This is a genomic window from Thermanaerothrix sp., from assembly GCA_026417795.1.
Classification (GTDB): Bacteria; Synergistota; Synergistia; order Synergistales; family Synergistaceae; genus Thermanaerovibrio.
Window position 1 is genome coordinate 1 of sequence record JAOACP010000010.1, and the last position, 17,989, is coordinate 17,989.

Annotated in this window: 17 protein-coding genes and 1 pseudogene; 9 read left to right on the forward strand and 9 right to left on the reverse strand. The window is 61.0% G+C overall.

Annotation, left to right across the window (positions count from 1 at the left end; genetic code table 11):
* Positions 1–252 precede the first annotated feature (252 nt).
* The 7 genes from N2315_03235 (at position 253) to N2315_03265 (ending at position 5,942) form a co-directional block, all read left to right on the forward strand.
* Positions 253–699 (forward strand): pyrimidine dimer DNA glycosylase/endonuclease V, encoded by a 447-nt coding sequence (locus tag N2315_03235; protein MCX7828204.1) that lies wholly within the window; start codon positions 253–255, stop codon positions 697–699.
* Positions 700–973: 274 nt separating this feature from the next.
* Positions 974–2,317, forward strand: coding sequence for an electron transport complex subunit RsxC (rsxC, locus tag N2315_03240; GenBank protein MCX7828205.1), 1,344 nt, complete (start codon positions 974–976; stop codon positions 2,315–2,317).
* Position 2,318: 1 nt separating this feature from the next.
* The gene (locus N2315_03245) at positions 2,319–3,272 is read left to right on the forward strand and encodes an RnfABCDGE type electron transport complex subunit D (GenBank protein ID MCX7828206.1); all 954 of its coding nucleotides are present in this window, start codon (positions 2,319–2,321) and stop codon (positions 3,270–3,272) included.
* Positions 3,269–3,829 carry an RnfABCDGE type electron transport complex subunit G gene (locus N2315_03250; GenBank protein MCX7828207.1) on the forward strand — a complete coding sequence of 187 codons (561 nt, stop codon included), beginning with the start codon at positions 3,269–3,271 and terminating at the stop codon, positions 3,827–3,829. Before N2315_03245 ends, N2315_03250 begins: the two co-directional genes overlap by 4 nt.
* Complete coding sequence (locus N2315_03255) at positions 3,826–4,548, forward strand: electron transport complex subunit E (protein MCX7828208.1); 723 nt, start codon at positions 3,826–3,828, stop codon at positions 4,546–4,548. Before N2315_03250 ends, N2315_03255 begins: the two co-directional genes overlap by 4 nt.
* Positions 4,545–5,120, forward strand: a complete 576-nt coding sequence (locus N2315_03260) for an RnfABCDGE type electron transport complex subunit A (protein ID MCX7828209.1) — start codon at positions 4,545–4,547, stop codon at positions 5,118–5,120. Before N2315_03255 ends, N2315_03260 begins: the two co-directional genes overlap by 4 nt.
* Before the next feature lie 12 nt (positions 5,121–5,132).
* Positions 5,133–5,942, forward strand: a complete 810-nt coding sequence (locus N2315_03265; GenBank protein MCX7828210.1) for a Fe-S cluster domain-containing protein — start codon at positions 5,133–5,135, stop codon at positions 5,940–5,942.
* A 19-nt stretch (positions 5,943–5,961) separates the two neighbouring features.
* On the opposite strand, the gene N2315_03270 is transcribed toward N2315_03265, so the two are convergent.
* The 4 genes from N2315_03270 to N2315_03285 all read right to left on the reverse strand — a co-directional run bounded on the left by N2315_03270 (position 5,962) and on the right by N2315_03285 (position 9,289).
* Complete coding sequence (locus N2315_03270; protein MCX7828211.1) at positions 5,962–6,468, reverse strand: Gx transporter family protein; 507 nt, start codon at positions 6,466–6,468, stop codon at positions 5,962–5,964.
* Complete coding sequence (locus tag N2315_03275) at positions 6,452–6,826, reverse strand: NusG domain II-containing protein (protein MCX7828212.1); 375 nt, start codon at positions 6,824–6,826, stop codon at positions 6,452–6,454. The genes N2315_03270 and N2315_03275 overlap by 17 nt, the downstream gene beginning before the upstream one ends.
* A gap of 2 nt (positions 6,827–6,828) precedes the next feature.
* A complete protein-coding gene (locus tag N2315_03280) occupies positions 6,829–7,815 on the reverse strand; it encodes an FAD:protein FMN transferase (GenBank protein ID MCX7828213.1) in 987 nt (328 codons plus the stop codon).
* A 121-nt stretch (positions 7,816–7,936) separates the two neighbouring features.
* Entirely contained in the window at positions 7,937–9,289 is a 1,353-nt protein-coding gene (locus tag N2315_03285; GenBank protein ID MCX7828214.1) for an FAD-dependent oxidoreductase, read from the reverse strand.
* A gap of 171 nt (positions 9,290–9,460) precedes the next feature.
* On the opposite strand from N2315_03285, the gene N2315_03290 reads away from it, so the two are divergent.
* Complete coding sequence (locus N2315_03290) at positions 9,461–10,345, forward strand: hypothetical protein (GenBank protein MCX7828215.1); 885 nt, start codon at positions 9,461–9,463, stop codon at positions 10,343–10,345.
* On the opposite strand, the gene N2315_03295 is transcribed toward N2315_03290, so the two are convergent.
* Positions 10,342–10,998: an endonuclease V gene (locus N2315_03295; protein ID MCX7828216.1), complete on the reverse strand. Its 657-nt coding sequence runs from the start codon at positions 10,996–10,998 to the stop codon at positions 10,342–10,344. The genes N2315_03290 and N2315_03295 overlap by 4 nt on opposite strands.
* 99 nt (positions 10,999–11,097) lie before the next feature.
* On the opposite strand from N2315_03295, the gene N2315_03300 reads away from it, so the two are divergent.
* Positions 11,098–13,215 carry a hypothetical protein gene (locus N2315_03300; protein MCX7828217.1) on the forward strand — a complete coding sequence of 706 codons (2,118 nt, stop codon included), beginning with the start codon at positions 11,098–11,100 and terminating at the stop codon, positions 13,213–13,215.
* Between the two features lie 48 nt (positions 13,216–13,263).
* On the opposite strand, the gene N2315_03305 is transcribed toward N2315_03300, so the two are convergent.
* The 4 genes and pseudogenes from N2315_03305 to N2315_03320 form a co-directional block, all read right to left on the reverse strand.
* A complete protein-coding gene (locus tag N2315_03305; GenBank protein ID MCX7828218.1) occupies positions 13,264–14,676 on the reverse strand; it encodes a diguanylate cyclase in 1,413 nt (470 codons plus the stop codon).
* Positions 14,673–15,692, reverse strand: a complete 1,020-nt coding sequence (locus N2315_03310; protein MCX7828219.1) for a response regulator — start codon at positions 15,690–15,692, stop codon at positions 14,673–14,675. The genes N2315_03305 and N2315_03310 overlap by 4 nt, the downstream gene beginning before the upstream one ends.
* A gap of 49 nt (positions 15,693–15,741) precedes the next feature.
* The gene (locus tag N2315_03315; protein MCX7828220.1) at positions 15,742–16,128 is read right to left on the reverse strand and encodes a response regulator; all 387 of its coding nucleotides are present in this window, start codon (positions 16,126–16,128) and stop codon (positions 15,742–15,744) included.
* Positions 16,129–16,206: 78 nt separating this feature from the next.
* Positions 16,207–17,982 (reverse strand): annotated as a pseudogene (locus N2315_03320) (ATP-binding protein).
* Positions 17,983–17,989: the final 7 nt, after the last annotated feature.

A 17,989-nucleotide genomic window follows, 5' to 3' on the forward strand; every position in this document is an offset into this window, starting at 1 on the left:
CCTTGTGGAGTACCGGGACGGCACCATAATAGACAGCGTGTTCCGGGTGGAGTGCTAGGGCCTTCCCGATTGGAGGCTCTAGCCGGTTGGCGGTGGAATGGGGCCCAAGGGAGGTGGGTGGGATTCCGGTCCCACCGTCCCCCTTGGGCCCCGGCCTTTGGATGGTTCTTAATGATTGATGGCGGAAGTTGTGGGCCTTCTTGACCTACACAGCTACGCTATGGTAATTCATTTAATTTAAGAGGGAAGGTGGTGAGCCTCGTGCGCCTTTGGTCCCTTCACCCCATGTATTTGGACTCCAAGGGCTTGGTGGCCCTTTGGAGGGAGGGGCTGCTTGCCAAGGCGGTCCTGGAGGGGAAGACCGTGGGATACAGGAACCATCCGCAGCTCATCCGGTTCAGGTCTCTTGATGAGCCGGTGCTTGCGGTGAACCAGTACCTGCGGGCGGTTTTGGAGGAAGCCCGGCGGAGGGGTTATGGGTTCGACGGTTCAAAGCTTGATGCGCCGGGCAGGGAGATGGGCACAAGGATACCGGTGTCCTCCGGTCAGCTGGCCTACGAATGGGAGCACCTATTGAGGAAGCTGGCCCGAAGGGATCCTCAAAGGTATGAGGATCTCAGCCCCCTATCGGATATATTGCCCCATCCCATGATGGAGGTGTTCCCCGGCGGAGTGGAGAGCTGGGAGGCGGTAAAATAGCTGAGGGGCCCTGGGGGCTGCGGGGGTCGTAGTGGCTGTTGATTTTAAATTTTCTTTATAAAACCATCTCCCCAACGCGCTTTTAGTGATTTATATATTTAAGTAGTTATTTGCGTATAAAAACGTCGTCCGGAGTAGGGAAAATTAAGAGATGCATGCTAGCCCAAAGAGCCAATTTGGGTGTATCCTTTATGCTGTTGTTCGGGACAATTGTGCAAAAACACGGAACAATATTCCCGAAAATTTAGAATCTAACACATGGAGGGCGGCGGCTATGGCGTTACCTACTTTCAGGAAAGGGGTTCATCCCCCCCATCGGAAGGGTTCCACCGAGTCCTCTCCGGTGCAGTGGATAGACCCGGGGGGCGAGCTGGTATTTCCAATGTCGCAGCACATAGGGGCCCCCTGCAAACCCCTTGTGAAAAAGGGGGACAGGGTTTTTGTGGGTCAGAAGATAGGCGACAGCGAAGCCTTCGTGTCCGCCCCGGTTCACTCGTCGGTGTCGGGGGTGGTCAAGGAGGTGTCCCAGCGGCTGGTGATATCCGGCGCTCTGGACACCTGTGTGGTGGTGGAAAACGACGGCCTCTACGAATGGGATCCCTCCATAGCTCCCAGGGAAGACTGGGAGGGCTTAGCCCCCGACGAGATCAGAAGGATAATACGGGAGTCCGGCATAGTGGGCATGGGGGGGGCCTGCTTCCCCACGGCGGTTAAGCTCACTCCCCCGCCGGACAAGAACATAGACCACGTGATAATAAACGGCGCGGAGTGCGAGCCGTACCTCACCTGCGACGACCGGCTCATGATGGAGGAGGGAGGGCAGGTTTTAAGGGGGCTCTCCGTGGTTCTTAGGCTCTTCCCCCAAGGCGTCAAGGGAGTTGTGGCGGTGGAGGACAACAAACCCCACGCCCTTGGCGCCATGCGGAAGTACCTGGAGGAGACGGGGCTTGCCTCAAAGGGCATATCGGTGCAGGCCGTGAAGACCAAGTACCCCCAAGGGGCGGAGAAGATGCTGATCTACGCCGTCACCGGGAGGGAGGTCCCCCCCGGAGGGCTTCCCGCCGACGTGGGCTGCATAATCCTCAACGTCCGCACGGTTCACCAGATATGGAACGGGGTGGTGAACGGCCGTCCTGTCATCGACCGCATAGTCACGGTGACCGGGGATGCGGTGAAGGAGCCCAAGAACCTTGGCGTGAGGCTTGGCATGTCCGTGCGGGAGCTCATCGAGGCCTGCGGGGGCTTCGTGAAGGAACCCATGAAGGTCATAGCCGGAGGCCCGATGATGGGCATAGCCCTTGGGGACCTTGACGTGCCGGTGGTGAAGGGTACCTCCGGCATACTGGCCCTCTCGGAGGCCATGGCGAGGCTTGGCCAGGAGGAGAACTGCATAAGGTGCGGCAAGTGCGTGGCCACATGCCCCATGGGGCTTACCCCCTATGAGCTGGACGCCATGATCCGCCAGCGGGAGTACGACCAGTTCGAGAGCCTTGGGGGGATGAACTGCATCGAGTGCGGGTGCTGTGCCTACTCATGCCCTGCCAGGCGTCACCTCACCCAGTCCTGCAGGGACGGCAAGAGAACTATCCTAGCCAGAAGGCGCAAAGGAGGGGCATAGGTTGAACAGGCTTCTTGTGGTTTCCAGCTCCCCCCACATAAGGGATGAGCTGACGGTCCGTAAGATAATGGGGCTGGTGCTCCTGGCGCTGCTGCCCGCAGGGGTGGCGGGGGTCTATTTCTTCGGGCTCCATGCCTTTTGGGTCATAGCGGTGTGCGTTATGTCCGCGGTGGGCTCCGAGGCGCTGTGGCAGAAGGTCACGGGCCGCAAGGTCACCGTGTCTGACCTGTCCGCCGCGGTGACGGGGCTTCTTCTGGCCTATAACCTGCCGCCGGACATATCCCTTTTCATCGCCGCCCTCGGCAGCTGTTTTGCCATCATCGTGGTTAAACAACTTTACGGCGGCCTTGGGAAGAACATAGTCAACCCCGCCCTGGCCGCCAGGGCCGTGATGCTAACCAGCTGGCCGGTGCCCATGACCACCTGGAGCCTCCATGGTGTGACGGGCCCCACCCCCCTGGCCTTGCTTAAAGGGGTTGAGGCCGCGGGAGCGAAGCTCCCCCCCCTCATGGACCTCTTCATCGGCAACGTGGGGGGCTGCATCGGTGAGACCTCGGCGCTGGCCCTTCTCTTGGGCGGTCTCTTCCTCATCTGGAAGCGGGTAATCACATGGCACATCCCGGTGGTCTACATAGGCACCGTGGCGGTGCTGAGCGCGGTTCTCCACAGGCCCTCGGGCATATCCATGGGGCCTCTCTACGAGATATTCGCCGGTGGTCTCTTCCTGGGCGCCATATTCATGGCCACCGACTACGCCACAAGCCCCATGGACAAGTCCGGGCAGATGGTGTTCGCCTTCGGCTGCGGAGTCATAGCCACGCTCATAAGGTTCTACGGGGGTTATCCAGAGGGGGTTTCCTACTCCATCCTCATAATGAACCTCACGGTGCCCCTCATAGACCGTTACTTCAAGCCCAGGATATTTGGGCAGCCCCAGGGGGTGAAGAGGTCTTGAACGAGAAGGTGAAGCTTGGAACCATCCTGTTCGTCATAACCGCCGTCACCGGCCTGGTGCTTGGGGCGGTGCAGCAGATAACCGCGGGCCCCATAAGCAAGACCAAGGAGGCCCAAAGACAGGAGGCCTTTAGGAAGACCCTTCCGGAGGCGGATTCCTTTGCGTCCGTAAAATTTCCACCCGTAACGGGGGTTCAGGACGTGCAGGAGGGCCGCAAGGGCGGCAGCGTCGTGGGCTACGCGGTGACCGTTTCTGTCAGGGGTTATGCCGGTCCTGTGGTCTTCGTCACCGGCATAGGGACCGACGGGATCATAAAGGGGATAAGCATCCTGAGCCAGTCGGAGACCCCTGGCCTTGGTGCCAAGGCCTCCGAGCCGGGCTTCTCCGGCCAGTTCAGCGGCAAAAAGGCCCAGGCGCTCAAGGTGGTCAAGTCCGCCCCGGCGAAGGAGGACGAGGTGTTGGCCATATCCGGCGCCACCATAACCTCCCGGGCGGTCACCGAGGGGGTCAACTCCGCGGTGGAGGTCTTTGAGAAGATGGGGGGTAAGAGGAAATGATACGTACCGCCCTGGAGAGGATAAGGGCCGGCGTGTTCGGCGAGAACCCCACGTTTGTCCAGGTCATAGGGCTTTGCCCCACCCTGGCGGTTACCACCAGCGCCATAAACGGCCTTGGAATGGGGGTCGCCGCCACCGCGGTGCTGATGGGCTCCAACGTGGTCATATCCATGCTTAGGCGCATGATACCCAATCAGATCAGGATACCCGCCTTCATAGTGGTCATAGCGGGGTTCGTCACCATCATCCAGTTCCTGGTGTCCGCCTACGCCCCGTCCCTGGACAAGTCCCTTGGCATATTCATCCCACTCATAGTGGTGAACTGCATAATACTTGCCCGGGCGGAGGCCTTTGCCTTTAAGAACGGCGTGGCGGCGTCGCTCTTCGACGGCATAGGCATGGGGCTTGGGTTCACCGTGGGCCTTCTGATACTGGGATCCATCCGGGAGGTACTGGGGAACGGAACCATCTTCGGATACCCGGTGTTTCCCCATTACGTGCAGCCCGCCCTGGTGATGATACTGGCTCCCGGCGGGTTCCTCACCCTGGGGCTGGTGATGGGGTACCTTAACTACAGGAAGGACTTAAAGCGCCGCCGCCGTCCGGGAGGCACCGACATGATAGACGCGGACTCCGACGCGGATCGGCTTGGCAAGCAGACCGCTTGCGGGAGCTGCCAGGTGTGCAGCATGCTAAGGACGGAGGATGACGGAAGATGAGCCTCATAGGGATATTCTTGGGCGCGGTTTTCGTCCACAACATAATACTCTCCCAGTTCTTGGGGTGCTGCCCCTTCCTTGGGGTGTCCTCCAAGCTCGGCACCGCCAAGGGCATGGGCATGGCGGTCATATTCGTCATATTCCTGGCCTCCCTGATAACCTGGCTGCTGTACAACTTCGTTCTGGTCCCCCTGGGGCTGCAGTACCTTTACACCCTTTCGTTCATCCTGGTCATAGCGGCCCTGGTGCAGCTGGTGGAGATGGCGCTTAAAAAGCTTAACCCCGGCCTTTACAAGTCCTTGGGCATATTCCTTCCCCTCATAACCACCAACTGCGCGGTCTTGGGCGTGGCGGTCATCAACATGAACAAAGGCTACGGGCTTCTTGGCAGCATGGTTAACGCCGTAGGGGCCTCGGTGGGTTTCCTCTTGGCCCTCATACTGATGGCGGGGTTGAGGGAGCGGATAGACGCCAGCGACACCATGCCCCGATGCATGAGGGGGCTTCCCATCGCCCTGGTCACCGCCAGCCTCATGGCGGTGGCGTTCATGGGCTTCACGGGACTCATATAGGGAGGTGCTTCTATGGGGGTGGAAGGAACCTTGTTCCCAGCGGCGGTCTTGGGCGGGCTGGGACTGTGCTTCGGAGTCCTCTTGGCGGTGGCGGCGGAGAAGTTCCGGGTTCAGGTGGACCCGAGGGTTGAGCAGGTAAGGGACGCCCTTCCGGGGGCTAACTGCGGCGCCTGCGGTTACCCGGGCTGCGACGGATATGCGGAGGCGGTGGTGTCCGGGGAGGCGAAGCCCAACAAGTGCGCCCCCGGCGGGGCCGATGTGGCCACCAAGGTGGCGGCCGTCATGGGTATGTCCGCGGAGGACGTGGTAAAACGGGTGGCCTTTGTGAAGTGCAAGGGAAGCCCTGACGTGGCCAAGGCCCGTTACATATACGACGGCGTCATGGACTGCCGGGAGGCGGTGGTGCTGCCCGGGAGCGGACCCAAGGCCTGCTCCTACGGGTGTCTTGGGCTTGGCACCTGCGTTGCGGTCTGCCCCTTTGACGCCATAAGGATAGAGAACTCCTTGGCCCGGGTGGACGAATCCAAGTGCGTGGGTTGCGGTCTTTGCGTCGCCTCCTGCCCCAAGGGGGTCATAGAGCTGGTGGTGATGGACAAGCGGGTCCGGGTGGCCTGCGGCTCCCATCAGCGGGGGGCGGACGTCAAGAAGGTCTGCCAGCTTGGGTGCATAGGGTGCGGCCTTTGCGAGAAGGTCTGCCCCGAAGGGGCCGTAACCATGGACAACAACCTGCCGGTCATAGACCAGTCCAAGTGTACCCAGTGCAGGAAGTGCGTCGATAAGTGCCCCACCAAGTCGATCATATTCCTGGAGTCCTCATACTAAAAATTCGAGGGGCCCTGGGCTAGTCCCTGGGCCCCTCTATCTTTCCCCTAAGCCATCCCGCCATGGTGCCGGTGGCGAAGCCCGTAAGCAGCGACGATATGCCCATGATGGGAAGGTACGTTAGGAACAGGTGGAAGGAGTTCACCGCCCTTGAGGCCACCCAGAGCTGAGCCAGGTTGAAGGCCAGCGCCTGGGCTTGGGCTAGGCCTTTCAATGACAGCCTCTCGGGCCAAAGGCCCCCAAGAAGCCGAAGGACCCCAAGTGCCCCAAGGACCCCCGCCAGGGAACACAGGAACGACAGCCCGAACCCTGAAAAGAGCAGCCCTGCCATAAGCACCCTACCGATGGATACCAGCGCCGCGTCCTTGAAGCCCCAAAGGGCGAAGGCGGTGAGCCCTAAGGCGTTAGAAAGCCCAAGCTTCACCCCCGGTATGGGATAGGGGAAGAGCCCCTCCAGGAGGTTTACGCACACCGCGGCTCCCAGGAGCAGTCCGTCGACGGCTACCCGCCTACTGGGATATCCCATGGATATCCTCCCCCCTATCCCCCCTTACCCGCACCACAAGCCTATGGGGGAGGCACACCGCCTGGTCTCCCGCTTTTGAGAGCCAGCCCTGTTTTACGCACAACCGGTCCGGGCAGTCCGCGTCCAGGACCCTGGCTGTCTTGCCCCGCACCTCCACCACGTTAAAACCCCCGTCCGGGGCCTCGATCCGTATGGTGCCGCTGAAGGACCCGTCCAGGGGTATGACCCTTTGCAGCGTGGGCGAGGATATCTCGAGCGTTGCGGTCCCCGCAGTCCGGTCAATCACGCGCCTTGCGGCCAGGGCGCCAAGGCATACGAGGATTATCAGCGCCGCCACCCAGCGATCCAGCTTCCTCATGTCTACGGCCCGTCCCCTCCCTCCAGGCCTGCGCCGGGCTTAATGGGCTCAACCCTGAAGGACTGATCCTTAAGGGTGAACCTCCCCATGAGCTCGGGGCTTATGAGCACCCGGCGGTCTTGTGTCACGAACAGGGCAAGGGCGCCGTATCTTTTGAGGAGTCCTTGCCCACTCTTGGGGCCTAGGACGAACAGTGCGGTGCTCAGCGCGTCTGCCTCGGAGGAGGAATGGGACACCACCGTAACCGATAGAAGACCCGATTGGACGGGATAGCCGGTCTTGGGGTCCAGGATGTGATGATACCTTCGGTTGCCCACCTCGAGGAACCTCTCGTAGACCCCCGACGTCACCACCGCCGCCTTAGGACCTGCTATCTCCAGGACCCCCAAGATGGTCCCCCTGGGGGAGATGGGATGCTGTATGCCTATCCTCCAGGGGCCCTTGTCGGGATTTCCCACCACCACCACGTTCCCGCCTAGGTCCAGCACCGCCCATTGGACCCCCATGGACCTAAGCTCCTTTGCCAGCACGTCCCCGGCGAAGCCCTTGGCTATGCCGCCAAGGTCCAGCCTCTGTCCCGCCTTAAGGTGAAACCTCCCGTCCCGGTCCTCAAAGAGCCCCCGGTAATCCACATGCCTTACCGCCCTTGCTATCTCCCATGGCTTGGGTACCCTTGCGTTGGGGGTACCTATCTGCCAAAGGGACGTTAAGGCCCCTATGGTGGGGTCGAAGGCGCCCCTTGAGTCTTTGGCCGCCTTCAACGCCATTCGCAGCAGCCGCCGCACATCCTCCGACGGGTACAGGGCGCCGGTCCTGGAGAGGCTGGATACCTCCGAGAACTCAAGGTGGGCGGATGTAAGCTCCTCAAGACGCCTTACCTGAGCTTCGCAGCGCTCCAAAACCTCATCAGGGGCAAGGGACTTAACCCTTATCCTCATGACGGTGTTCATGGCGAAGAACTCCGCCTCCCCTTCCCTGGGAAGCTCCATGTGGGCCCACAGGAGAATAGCTGCCAGGAGGAGGGCTAATAAAAAAGATAATAAAAAGCGGTAGGATCGTCTCATGTGAGAGATCCTACCACAGCATGGCTTCCCTGTGGTTGAATTGCGGTCACAGGAGCTTCAACAGACCCCTGGCTGCCACCTGCAGCGGGTCCCAAACGGGGGAGAAGGGCGGGGCGTAGCTTAGGTCCATGTTCACCAGGTCCTCGGCGGTGAGGCCCCCCCTTATGGCGGTGGCGATCACGTCTATGCGCTTTGCCGCCCCCTCCACGCCGACTATCTGTCCTCCAATTATGGCGCCGTCGTCCTTCCGGGCCGTAAGCTTGACGGTTATGTCCCCGGAACCGGGGTAGTAACCCGCCCTGGTCTCGTCGGTTATTACGGCGGAAACCGCTTCGATGCCGGCTTCCCGCACCTCCCTTTCCGAAAGGCCGGTCCTTGCCACCTCGTACTTGCATATCTTGCACACCGCGGTGCCCATGACCCCTTGGAAGAGGTAATCCCTTCCCGCCAGGTTGAGCCCCGCCACCCGGCCCATCTTGTTGGCCGATGTCCCCATGGCCACGTAGAAGGGCTTGCGGGTTATCATGTGGAAGTTCTGGGCGCAGTCCCCGGCGGCCCAGACCCCCTCCACCGGGGTGCGCATCCTAAGGTCCACCTCTATGGAGTTCCTGAAGCCCAAGGGTATTCCGGACTTCTGGGCCAGGTCCGAGTTAGGCGCCACCCCGAGCCCCAACACCACCATGTCCGCCTCGATGAACCCCTGGTCGGTCCAGACCCCCTTAACCCAGCCTCCGTGGTGCTCCACCGACTTCAGGGTCTCGTTGGTCCTGAGCTTCACCCCCACGTCCAAAAGGGCGTCCCCCACCAGCTTTCCCATGTCCTGGTCTAGGGTTCCCATCACCGCAGTAGCCCGCTCGACCACGGTTACGTCCAGTCCCCTGTGGCAGTTCAACGCCTCCGCCACCTCAAGCCCGATGTAGCCGCCGCCTATTATCACCGCCTTGCGGGGGTGCCGCTCCTCTATGGCGTTGAGGAGCTCCATGCCGCTGTCCAGGGTGTTGACCCCGAATACGCCGGGGGCGTCTATGCCCTCCACCGAGGGCCTTATGGGCTTGGCCCCGGTGGCTATGAGCAGCTGGTCGTAGGGCTCCCGGTAGGTCCTCCCGGCGTCCAGCTCCAGCACCTCCACGGTCCTTGTGGTGGTGTCTATATGGGTCACCTCCGACCGGGTCCGCACCTCAATCCCCATGGCGGCGAACCCTTCGGGGGTCCTGGATATGAGCCTAAGGGGATCCTTTATGAGCCCCCCTACAAGGTATGGGATCCCGCAGGCGGAGTAGGACGTGTAATGCCCCTTTTCGAAGGCCAGGATTTCAACATCCCGGTCCAGCCGCCTGAGCTGTGAGGCGGCGCTCATGCCCGCCGCGTCGGCCCCTATTATTACCACCTTTCTTGCCATGTCCTTCACCCCCCGGCTGGTTTTTATATTTTAATGGCCCTGAGATTGCGTTGAAATCATTTTACTTGATAACCTGGCGTTGTTAAAATAAGCCCCCCGGAATGGGGTGCTAAAATCCTCACGGTGCCTGTAAGATATGGGGCAATAACAGTAAGGCGGGGGGTGCTGCGGGTGCCCGATTACGCGGTCATAAGCGGGATGGTGGACGGCAAGAACGAGAGGGGGCAGCGGTTTCTATTCCCCTTCTGCGTGTTAGGGGACTCCAAGCGGATCATATGGGTCAAGGCGGCGGGGGCGTCCACCGACGTGGAGCTGCCGGACTCCTGGAGGTCCAGGGTTCACCTCATAGAGTCCATGGGAGGGGATGAGCAGTCCTTCGGGGCCTACGGGGCCCTGCAGCTTAAGATGTTCATCCAGGACGGCCAGGTTTTTCAGCGGGCCCTGCTTCAGGGTAGCGTGAAGTCCTTTGAACATGAGCTGGTTAGGTTTTCTATGGACCGGCTTGGGCTCAAGGCGGTGGCGGTGGCCCGTATGGACGAGATATCCGCGGAGGAGGCGTCGGAGGAGCTGGAGGCAGTGGAGGCGAAGAACCGGCGGGATGAAGAGGCTCCAGCCGCCGGGGAGGAGGAGCCGAAGCTTCGGCCCGATGTCCCCCACCTGGTGGTGCTCACCTGTCAACCGGTGTTGGACCCCGTGGGAGGAATCCCGCTCCAGGGCCTGAAGGAAGGCGATGAGGTGCTGGCGGCCCTGCCGGAGGACTCGTTCTTCTACGACCTGTTCAAGTCAAAACTGCCGGAATTCGACGGGGTGGTGTCCGCCAAGGTAATATCGGTGAAGAAGACCGAGACCGGAAGCACACAGGTGGACCTGCACCTCTCCGATGGGCTGGTGGGGATCTTGAGGCTTTCTGGCAACGTCCGGATAAAGAAGGCGGTTAAGGACGTCAAGGAAGACGTACCGCCGCCTCCCAAGGCCCTGTCACCCTTGGTGATAGCCGGGGCGGGGGCGGTGCTGGCGGTATTGGCGGGGCTTGCTTACTACATGTTCGTTCGTTAGCTTGCCTTGCGGGGCCTTAGCTTCGACAGTCCGTCGGCCCTCCTTACGGGCTCCGGCAGCTTGTAGCCCCGTAGGGCTCCTGTGACCATTTCAAGGGCACCCTCAAGGTCAGTGAGGTGTCCTGGGCTTACGAATATGGGCTTGCAGCCCCTTCGGCTCCTCAGCGCCCATCCCACCTGCCGGCCTTGATGGATCCAGGGGGAGGTTGAGAGGGGCTCCTCGCCGGGCTCTTCGAAGCTCCCCACCAGGGGCGACTTCGACACCCCCACGGAGGGCGTCCCCATCACCACCCCCAGGTGGCTTGCTATCCCAAGCCCCCGGGGGTGGGCTATGCCGCACCCGTCCACCATCACAAGATCCACCGATCCCTGGAGGGCTTCCAGGGCCTTCTTCATGGGGTCCAGCTCCCGGAAGGACAGAAATCCCGGTACGTAGGGCGCCTCGCAGGGGCCGTCGAAGGTGGAGGTTTCCAGTTCTTCAAGGTCGGGCCACGACATGAGCACCGCCGCGGCCCTTATGAGACCTCGGGCCTCGGAACAGTCCACCCCGGCCACCCTTCGTATCTCCCGCCGGAGAGGGCGCAGGACCACCTGCTGAGCCAGCCGGCGCTGGATTTCGGATAGGGTTAAGAAATTAGTTTCAATTCTCTTCATGCCGTTGCCACCGCCTTTATAGCGGGTATAATAATTTGGTCTTAACAGGTATTTTAATACATCCGGGGGTATTTAGATCCGGCGGGTAGGGGGCTTTTCATGTTTCGAAGGTTTTTTTCCCTGACGGTGGGCCTTTTGCTGTTCACCGGCATGTTTTTTTCTTCTGCCTGGGGGCAGGAGAGGTGGGTCAGCTCTCCGTCCTTAGGTCCCGGAGGCCTTGTCATAGGGGGTCCCAAGGGGGAGGCGGAGCTGTCCTTCCCGATTCCCCCCGGGCCTTCTGTGGTTCCTTCGCGGCTTGAGCTGTCGGTGCGCTGCCCGGAGGGGTCCCTTTCGGGCACCCTTTCGGTGTTTTGGGGGAACGTTATGGTGGGTTCCTACAACCTGGCGCCTGGGGATAACCGCATCGTCTTCCCCCTTTCGGGCCTCACGTCCCCGGGGACCAAGGTGTCGGTACGGGTGCTTGTAAGCCTCTCCAAGGGCAATTGGGACGATCCGTCCCAGGACGTGGGGGTTCAAATAACCTCAGGCCGTCTGGTCTTGGCCGGGGCTTTCTCCATGCCGAAGAGCGTGTCCCAGTGGCTTGCGTCCCTCAACGACGGGGTGGCGGTGGTGGTGCCCAACGAGGCCAGGGATGAGGAACTCTCCGCCGGTTTCGCCCTGGTGGGTACCTTGAGCCGCCTTCTGCCAGGAGGAAGGGTGGTGCTCCTGAAGGCCTCCGAGGAGGTATCGGAGCCCTTTCTCCCAAAGGTTCGCGTTCAGCTGGATGACCAGCAGGCCGAGGGGGTCACATTGGACTCCGGGGGGGCCAACCTGCTTGTAAACGGGGTATCGAGGCAGTCCCTTAGGGACCTGTGCGCCAAGATCTTCGACCCCACCTTGATGGGCATCATGCAGGGAGCCACGGTGACCGGCCTGTCCGAGGCCTCCGATGGAGCCCATGGGGCCTGCTGGAGCTATCGCAGGCTTTCAAGATCGTGGGCCCCGGGGTGGTCCTACGAGCTGGGGGATCTCTTCTTGTGGGGTGGAGTGGTTGAGGGCCTGTCACTCACCGTGAAGGGGGTGGTGCCCCTTGCGGTCAAGGGTGAGGGGAGCGTTGACCTGTACGTCAACGGCCAGCTGGCCTGTTCCGAGAGGCTTGAGGACCGCAACGTGGATGTGATCCTGGACGTTCCCGATTGGGTTAACCTCAAGGTGAAAAACCGGTTGAAGCTGGTGGTTCGAGGCGCCGCGGGCCCTTCTTCACTGCAGGTTGCGTATGCGAAGGTCTCCTATGGCAAGGCCTACGGAATGCTTGGGGACTTGGGGGCCCTGATGAAGGACAACGTACCGGTTCTCATCGAACGAAATCTCAAGTGGACCGGGGTTCTTGGAGCCCTTTCCGCCTTTCGGTGGCTTTGTTCCTTGCTGCCCCCCGGGGTTCCCGTGTTCCCCGACGTTCGGTTTTACCAGGATGAAATGGATGTGCCGGAGGGCTTTTTCGTATCTGTGGGGAGCAGTTTGCCCAAGGACATGGAGGACAGGCTGAGCGTGTTGTACCAGGACGGTCAGCTGAAGCTTACCCATAGGGACGCGGGGGCCAAGCTTTCCGGCGAGGCCTTTTGGGTGATGGGTCAGTCCCTCCTGGGGGACGGGGGGCTTGCGGTGCTGGTTCCGTCTCGGATGGAGGCGGTTCAGGGGGCCTTCGACGCCCTGGCCGATTACGGGTCGAACACGGCTAACCAGGACGGCCACGTGTTCTTCTTCGGCCCCGAGGGCCTCAAGGTGGTTGACCTGGGGCTAGGCAAGCCCTTTGGCTGGAGGATGGGGGAGCTGTGGAGGTCCCTTTGGACCCCGGTGGCGAGGATAGCCAAGATAGTAAGCAGCGTCCGCATTCCTTGGCCGGCCTTATGGCACAAACAGGAAACCCCGGAAACTCCAGAAATTCCAGAAACTCCTAAAACTAAAACGCCGGCCGCTAATAAGGCACCGGCCGCGGTGGATGCGCCGGACAAGTCGGACGAGACTAAAACGCCGGAAACGCCGGATGCCCCTCAAGGGTCTTGGATGCAGCACATGTTGGACAAAGGGACCATGTGGACCCTCCTTGGAGGAGTGGTGGCCCTGGCGCTTTTTGGGGCCGTTCTTTTGAACCCAGGCATCCTTACAAGACCGTTCAGGAAGAAGGAGAAGCGGCAGTCCACCCTGTTGACCAGAAGAAGGCGGAGCCGCCGCCGCTAGACCGACATTGCGGCGTCGTCCATTGCCTTGCCATGGGGGGAGGGGGTGTCATGCGTAAGCCCCTTCCCCCCGGGCCCTCTTCTCCTCCTTATGCTTGTACATGGCCTTGTCCGCCTCTATCATCATCTCCTCCAGGGTTTTGGAGCCCTCCGGGTGGTCTTGGGATATGCCGTGGCTTACCGATATGCTCCCGTGGTTGGCCGTGAGGAGCTCTTCCAGCTGCCCCACCAGCTCCTTGGGATTGAAGCCCTCCTGGTGGATCAGGAAGCAGGCGAACTCGTCGCCTCCGACGCGTCCTAACACGTCCTGGGACCTGAAGGACTCCATCATGGCCTGGGCCATGGCCTTAAGGAGCTGGTCCCCCGCGTCGTGCCCCAGGGTGTCGTTCACGTTCTTGAAGCCGTCCAGGTCCATGTATATCAGTGAGACGCACCGGCCCTCCTCCTTGGAGCGCCTTAAAGCCCTTTTGGCCATCTCCAAGAACCCCCGGCGGTTGTAAATACCCGTGAGGGCGTCGGTTACGGCCTGGGTCTTCAGCTGGTCCCGCAGCGCCACGAGCTCCGTCACGTCCCTTATGACCGCCATCCTGCACTGGGACCCGTTCCACATTACCGTGGAGTGCTTGACGTCAAGGATCATTGGGCTGCCGTCCGGAAGGGTAAGCCGCATCTCCCCGGTTGTCTTGGTTATCAAGGGGAGCAGCTCTTGGGTCCCCGCGGTCTCCATTACGGCTTTGGCGGACATGTTGGAGTAGGCCGCATTACCTGAAAGGTCCAGCACGATCACGCCGTCGTCCATTGATTCCAGCACCTGCTGCAGGTTTTGAGACAGGATACGCTTGTCCTCCTCCAGCTGCTCTTGACGGTACAAAAGGTCGTTGAGCTTCTGGGCGGACTCGGAGGAGGAGTCTATGAGGGAGAAGATCAGGTTCACTATCTGCATCTTCTGGGCGGTTATCTGATGCACCCGTCCGCCGAAGTTGACCTCCAGGACCACCCTGGCCCTGGCTTCCGGGTTCTCCTCAAGGCGGGCCTGGTTTATGAGGTAGAAGACCTGTTTGAGGATCTGCTCCGGCGAAGAGGGTTTTACGATGAAGTTGTCAGCCCCCGCCTTCAGGCCGTTTATTACCTCTATGGGATCCGACAGGGCGGTGAGCAGGATCACCGGTATGTCCTTGGTGGCCGGTGAGGATTTTATCTGCTTTGTAAGCTCAAACCCGTCCATCCTTGGCATCACCACGTCGGATATCACGATGGAGGGTAGCGGATCCATGGCTTTTATGTGGTCAAGGGCGTCTATTCCGTCCCGGAACCACAGGACGTGGAAGCCCTCCTTCTCCAGTACGCCCTTGAGCCCCCTGCCCTGGGTTGGGCTGTCCTCCACCAGGACCACAGTGTGGTTGCGGGGATTCAATAAATCGTCCAATATCATCATCACCCGTCCTTTCGGCTTGGGGATCAACCTATCAGGTTCCTTAAAAAGCCCCCCATTTCCGATGGGCTGAGCATCATCTCCGCCGCCCCTATCCGCCAGGCCTCCCCGGGCATTCCCCAAACCACCGAGGATTCTACGTCCTGTACCATGGTAAGGGCCCCAGCCTCCCTGGCGGCCTTGAGCTCCTGGGCCCCGTCGGACCCCATGCCGGACAGGAGTATGCCGCACCAACCTCCGCCCAGCTCGTTTACCAGGGACCTGAAGAGCACCGAAACCGACGGCCTTACCCCGTGCTCCGCCGGGGCCTCGGTTAGCCTTATCCTGCCCTTGTGAAGCTCCATGTGGCGCCCCGCGGGGGCTGCCAACACCAGGCCATTGGGGGGGACGTCTCCCTCCCGGGCCAGTTTAATTTTATGGCCCGAGGCGTTTTTTATCCACTCCACGTAGCCTTCGTCGAACCCTTCGCTCATGTGCTGCACCAACAAAACCGGCAGCGGTATGGGGTTGGGAAGGGCTGTGAGTAGCTCCAGCGTGGCCTTGGGGCCGCCGGTGGAGGCCCCAAGGGCTATCATCTTCAGATTGCGCTTCGCCGTCAGCTCCGAAGCCGCAGGGGCATCGGGCTTCCTTGTGGGTCTTATTTCGGCGCCGTTTATTACCGGCATCGCCGTGGAGATGACCCGTCTTGCGAAGTCCTTAGGATCCGTCCCGGGGCTGGGCTTCCCCATGACATCGAAGGCGCCGGCCTCGAAGGCCTTGAAGGTCAACGCAACTTCCGCCGGCGACCACAGGGAGGATATGACCATCACCGGAACGTCCCAGCGGGACTTTATGCGCCTTATGGCCTCCATGCCCCCCATGCCGGGCATCTCGATGTCCATGGTCACCAGTTGGAAGTGGCCTTCCGAGAGGTTGAGCACCTCCAACGCCTCCTCGCCGGATTCCGCTAGGGTGACTCGATCCACCTCCGGGAGGGAGGATAGTCCCATCCGCATGTATCTTCTGAACGAAAGGGAGTCGTCCACCACCAGCACGTTTATCCCCACCGGTGCCATCACCTCCTGTCAACCTGTCTTCCTTGCCTTTGTGCCCCGGTCATCCAAGGAATCCCCATATCATGGATTTGAGCTTGTCCTGGTCGAAGTCCTTCTTCGACACGTAGGCGTCCGCCCCGGCCTCCATCCCCATCTTCACCTGCTCCTGGGAGTCCAGGGAGGTTACCACAATGACCGGCAGCCTGGCGGTGGACGGATTGGCCCTTATGCGCCTTAAAAGCTCGATGCCGTCCATCCTTGGCATCTCCACGTCGGTAACCACCAGATGGAAGGTCTCCTTCGACAACCTCTCCCAGGCGTCCTGGCCGTCCGAGGCGGTGTCCACCTGGTACCCGAGGGAGCCTATGATGTTCTTGAGAAGGACCCTGGATGTGACCGAGTCCTCCGCCACCAGCACCCTCTTGGGCCCCGACGGCTTGTCTTCCATCAATGGCGCCGAGTCCCTCTCCAAGGAGTCCAGCAGGTCCTTCACGTCCAGCACCGGCAGCACCATCCCCGATCCCAGCACGGTACCCCCAGCGAAGAACCGCACCTTGCCCAGGAACGACCCAAGCCCCTTTACTATCCCCTCATGTTCCCCAAGGATCTGGTCCACCTTTACCACTCCGGCCTCCTGGCCGTCGGGAGAGAGGATTACCACACCCTGGGGTCTTAGGGAGGGCTGTGAAGGGGTGTTTATGCCGAACAGCCTCGCCAGGTCGATTACAGGAAGGTACCTGTCCTTCCCCATGGCGATCCCGCCGGCATGGTCTTCACTGCCTTTAATGGGGCATACCATGGAGACCTGTTGCGAGGGTATGCTGAAGGTGTGGCCCCCCGCCTTCACCATCACCCCCCGGTAGGTCCTTACGGCGGCGGGGAAGCGCATTAAAAACGTGGTCCCAAGTCCCTTAGCGGTCTCCACCTTGATGGAGCCCCCTATCCTGTCCAAGGCCTCCCGTACTATGGACATGCCTATCCCTCGGCCAGAGACGTCCGATATGGTCTGGGCGGTGGAGAACCCCGATTGGAATATGAGGTTCAAGATCTCTTCGGTCCCCATGGATGAGGCCTGGTGGCTGGATATGAGACCCTCCCTTAGGGCCTTCCCCTTTATCGCTTCGGGATCCATGCCCCTTCCGTCGTCCCTGACGGTGATGGTGCAGTCGCTGCCCTGGGTCCCCATGGATATCCATACGGTGCCGGACCTGGGCTTCCCCAGCTTTTCCCGCTCACCAGGGGATTCTATCCCATGGTCCATGGCGTTCCTCACCAGGTGCATGAGGGGGTCCTTCAGGGTCTCCATGACCTTCCTGTCCAGCCTTACGTGCCCCCCCGACACCTTAACACTTACGGACTTTGATAGCTTAAGGGCCAGTCCCATGGCGGAGTTCTTGAGGTACTTTAATAGCCACTCCCCCCGTATCATAGCCATGTCCCTGGCCTTGTGCATCAGGCCCTTTATGGACCTGTCCATGGCTGAAAGGTCCTCCCTAAGCCCCCGGATGACGGGCCTTACATCGCCGAAGCCCTTCTCCTCCGATGCGGCGGCGAAGAGCTGGTCCGCCTTCTGGGCCGCGTAAAGGCGCAGCGACATGAGATCCTCCAGCAGGGAGATGAGCTCCTCCACATCCTTGAAACTGACCCTTACGGTGTCGTCGTGCTCCTGTGGCTGGCCTTGGTGCCCCTTGGGCTCCTGTCCTTCCAGCCCCTGAAGGGGCATTGCGTCAGAAACCGCGGTCAAGGGCTCCTGGGTCGACGTCCCACTTGCCGCCTTCGGGGCTTCCACGTCTTCCGCGGTAGGGGACTTCGGGCCCTTTGGGGCGTCGGATATCTCCGCTGTCCTGTGGGCGCCCCCTTGGGCATCCGCCGGGGCCCTTTCGGTTGATGGGGCAGGGCTTGGGGCTTCACCGGCGGGAGGGGGCGGGGAAGACTTCCCGCTTAGGAGGGCTTCGACTTCCCTTACCACCGCCTCAATGGGCGTGTCTTGACCGCTTATCAGGGCCTCAAGGGCCTCCAGGCCGGCGGCTATCACCCTAAGGTCCGACGGGACGATCTTTCTATGCCCCTTCCTTGCGGCGGAGAGCAGGGACTCCAGGGACTGGCATAATATGGACACCTTGGGGTATCCCACCGTCTGGGAGGCCCCCTTCATGTTGTGAAAGGCCCTGTAGGCGGAGTCCAGCCTGGATGAATCCTCAAGCGACCAGGGGTCCTGGAGCACCTCCTTTATGGTGGAGAGGTACTCATCCGCCTCGATGGCGAAATCCTTTCGAAGCTCTTCCAGGAAATCGTCCTCCATGGGGCTC

What these genes read in the sequence shown, in the direction of transcription:
- rsxC (MCX7828205.1), top strand. Translation starts at nt 974, where the DNA reads ATGGCGTTACCTACTTTCAGGAAAGGGGTTCATCCCCCCCATCGGAAG.
- N2315_03255 (MCX7828208.1), top strand. Translation starts at nt 3,826, where the DNA reads ATGATACGTACCGCCCTGGAGAGGATAAGGGCCGGCGTGTTCGGCGAG.
- N2315_03260 (MCX7828209.1), top strand. Translation starts at nt 4,545, where the DNA reads ATGAGCCTCATAGGGATATTCTTGGGCGCGGTTTTCGTCCACAACATA.
- N2315_03265 (MCX7828210.1), top strand. Translation starts at nt 5,133, where the DNA reads ATGGGGGTGGAAGGAACCTTGTTCCCAGCGGCGGTCTTGGGCGGGCTG.
- N2315_03270 (MCX7828211.1), bottom strand. Translation starts at nt 6,468, where the DNA reads ATGGGATATCCCAGTAGGCGGGTAGCCGTCGACGGACTGCTCCTGGGA.
- N2315_03275 (MCX7828212.1), bottom strand. Translation starts at nt 6,826, where the DNA reads ATGAGGAAGCTGGATCGCTGGGTGGCGGCGCTGATAATCCTCGTATGC.
- N2315_03280 (MCX7828213.1), bottom strand. Translation starts at nt 7,815, where the DNA reads ATGGAGCTTCCCAGGGAAGGGGAGGCGGAGTTCTTCGCCATGAACACC.
- N2315_03285 (MCX7828214.1), bottom strand. Translation starts at nt 9,289, where the DNA reads ATGGCAAGAAAGGTGGTAATAATAGGGGCCGACGCGGCGGGCATGAGC.
- N2315_03295 (MCX7828216.1), bottom strand. Translation starts at nt 10,998, where the DNA reads ATGAAGAGAATTGAAACTAATTTCTTAACCCTATCCGAAATCCAGCGC.
- N2315_03300 (MCX7828217.1), top strand. Translation starts at nt 11,098, where the DNA reads ATGTTTCGAAGGTTTTTTTCCCTGACGGTGGGCCTTTTGCTGTTCACC.
- N2315_03315 (MCX7828220.1), bottom strand. Translation starts at nt 16,128, where the DNA reads ATGGAAGACAAGCCGTCGGGGCCCAAGAGGGTGCTGGTGGCGGAGGAC.